This is a genomic window from Nguyenibacter vanlangensis, assembly GCF_013376155.1.
Lineage (GTDB): Bacteria > Pseudomonadota > Alphaproteobacteria > Acetobacterales > Acetobacteraceae > Gluconacetobacter > Gluconacetobacter vanlangensis.
Map to the genome: position 1 here is coordinate 1 of NZ_JABXXP010000423.1, position 2,528 is coordinate 2,528.

The 2,528-nt window shown below is 70.0% G+C and carries 4 protein-coding genes; 3 read left to right on the plus strand and 1 reads right to left on the minus strand.

Going from position 1 to position 2,528, the window contains the following annotated elements; translation table 11 throughout:
* The 3 genes from HUK84_RS14795 to HUK84_RS14805 all read left to right on the plus strand — a co-directional run.
* On the plus strand, positions 1 to 310 hold a 310-nt coding region (locus HUK84_RS14795; RefSeq protein ID WP_374729369.1), incomplete at its 5' end, for an ABC transporter permease.
* Complete coding sequence (locus HUK84_RS14800) at positions 307 to 1,296, plus strand: ABC transporter permease (protein WP_176640968.1); 990 nt, start codon at positions 307 to 309, stop codon at positions 1,294 to 1,296. The genes HUK84_RS14795 and HUK84_RS14800, both read left to right, overlap by 4 nt.
* Entirely contained in the window at positions 1,293 to 2,180 is an 888-nt protein-coding gene (locus tag HUK84_RS14805; RefSeq protein ID WP_176640969.1) for a sugar phosphate isomerase/epimerase family protein, read from the plus strand. The genes HUK84_RS14800 and HUK84_RS14805 overlap by 4 nt, the downstream gene beginning before the upstream one ends.
* Positions 2,181 to 2,200: 20 nt before the next feature.
* Here HUK84_RS14805 and HUK84_RS14810 read toward each other — a convergent pair.
* A partial coding sequence (locus HUK84_RS14810; RefSeq protein WP_176640970.1) for an HAD-IA family hydrolase occupies positions 2,201 to 2,528 on the minus strand: 328 nt, incomplete at its 5' end.

The following is a 2,528-nucleotide window of genomic DNA, read 5'->3' on the forward strand; positions in this document are numbered from 1 at the left end:
GCTGCTGGGCGCCTGCGTGGGGCTGGGCGCGCTGATGCGGCTCGGGCAGTCCCCCATCGTCCAGACCACGACCGGCGGCGGCTTCGAACTGGGCGTCATCGCGGCGGTGGTGCTGGGCGGCACCGAACTGTCCGGCGGACGCGGCGGCATGGTCGGGACGTTCCTGGGCACGCTGGTCGTGGGCCTGATCGGCGACGCCATCGTGCTGATGCACATCCAGCCATTCTGGAGCGGCGTCGTGCTCGGCGTCGTCATTCTCGCGTCCGTGGGCCTCAACGAGGGCCGCCGCGCCCGGCAGGTGGTGTCATGAGCGGCTTCCGTTCCGGCCGGGTCCTCATCCTGGGTCTCTTCGCGCTCCTGGTGCTGGGCGGTTTCGCCGCCGGCAACCCGACCATCCTGTCGGCCGACAACCTCTCGAGCATGGCGGTGTTCGCGGTCGAGCTTGGTATCATCGCCTTCGGGCAGGGGCTGGTGATCGCGGGGGGCGACGGCGCCATCGACCTCAGCGTCGGCGCCATGTCCGCACTGGCGCAGATCCTGGCCGCCCTGTTCATCATGCGCGGCCTGCCCTGGCCGGCGGGCGTCTGTGCCGGGGTCCTGGCGGGCGCCGCGATGGGGGGATGCAATGCCGCCGCGATCACGCGGTTCCGGATCCCGCCCATCATCGCGACGCTGGGCACGATGTTCGCGTTCACGGGCCTGGCGCTGATCGCATCGGGGGGCAACACCATCGACCTGACCGCCGCCCCCGCCCGCTTCCTGGCCATGGGACAGGGCAGCGTGCTGGGTGTGCCGTTCCAGATCCTGTGCCTCTACCTGCCGCTGCTCGGCCTCCTGGTGCTGATCCAGCATCGCAGCCGGTTCGGCCGCGCACTGTACCTGATCGGCACGAACGCCACCGCGGCGTGGCTGGCCGGCATACATGTCAACAGGCTGCGGGCGACGACCTACGTGCTGTCGGGCGCGCTGTCCGGACTGGCCGGGGTGATCGCGGCGGCGCGGCTGGGCACGGCGACGCCCGACGGCGTGCCGGAAGCGAACCTGATCAGCATCGCGATCGTGGTGCTGGGGGGTGCCAGCATCTTCGGCGGCGACGGCTCGCCCGTCGGGACCGCGATCGCCACCCTCGCCATCGCGGTGGTCAATTACGGCCTGAACTACAACGATTTCAATCCGACCCTGCAGGCCGGCATGATGGGCCTGATCCTCGTGCTGGTCGTGTTGGTCGAAAACCTCGTGCGCGGGCGCCTGCCACGCCTGATCGCCGCCGCACGCAGCAAAAGGAAGATGGCATGAAGACCATTGCGAACAGGATCGGCATCCACGGCTCGGTCTGGTCCGGCCGCTGGGACACCGACGACGGCGTGCGCGCCATGCACGAAACGGCGGCGACCGGATACGATTTCCTGGAACTGCCTCTGTCCAGCCCGGACGGGATCGCCGTTGCCGCCCTGCGCCGCGCGGCGCAGGCGGCGGGGATCGGCCTGACGGCATCGCTGGGGCTGTCGGCCGACACCGACATCTCGTCCGACGACCCGCAGGTGGTAAAGCGGGGGGCGGCGCTGCTGGATCACGCCGTGTCGGTCCTGCGCGACCTGGGCGGCACCGACCTGGCGGGGGTCATCTTCTCGGCCATGCGCAAATATGACCGGCCCGCCACCGAACGCGGCATCGCGCATTCGGCCGAGGTGCTGCGCGCCCTGGCCGAACGCGCGGCCCAGGCCGGCATCCGGCTGCATCTGGAGGTCGTCAACCGCTATGAAAGCAACCTCATCAATACCGGCGCGCAGGCGGTCGCCTTCATCGACAAGGTCGGACGGCCGGAGATCGGCGTGCATCTCGACACCTATCACATGAATATCGAGGAAGGCATCCCCTCGAACGCGATCGAGAAATGCGCTGACAGGCTCGGCTATTTCCACGTGGGCGAAAGCCATCGCGGCTATCTGGGGACCGGGACCGTCGCATGGGGCCCGGTCTTCCGTTCCCTGCGGCGCATTGCCTATGCCGGGCCGATCGCCTTCGAATCGTTCTCCGCGGCCGTCGTGGACCCGCATCTGTCCCACACGCTGGGCGTCTGGCGAAACCTGTGGGAAGACGGCGCGGACCTGGCCCGCCATGCGCGCGCCTTCATCGCCGCGCAGATGGTGGCGGCGGAACATGCCGAAGGCGCGGCCTGACATGCGGGACGCCGCCCACGCTACCAGACCAGGGCGGGCAGGATATGGTCCGGCCGCGCCGCATGGCGGGCGAACGCCGCTTCAAGCTGCTGCGGGGTGGCGTCGGCCAGGATGCCCGTCCTGACCAGCGCGCTGCGGGCACCGAACCCCAGCGCGCCCGCAATGTCATGTTCCACGCTGTCGCCGACGCACAGCACGCGCTCGGGCGGCACACCGCAGAGCCGGGCGGCATGGGCATAGATGGCCCGGTGAGGCTTGCCGATCCAGGTCACCGTGCCGCCTTCCTCCTCGTACAGTTCCGCGATGCGGCCCGCGCCGAACGCCGTCCCGCCGGGCACCAGCATCCGC

Coding starts and splice junctions, on each gene's coding strand:
- HUK84_RS14800 (WP_176640968.1), top strand. CDS start 307: ATGAGCGGCTTCCGTTCCGGCCGGGTCCTCATCCTGGGTCTCTTCGCG.
- HUK84_RS14805 (WP_176640969.1), top strand. CDS start 1,293: ATGAAGACCATTGCGAACAGGATCGGCATCCACGGCTCGGTCTGGTCC.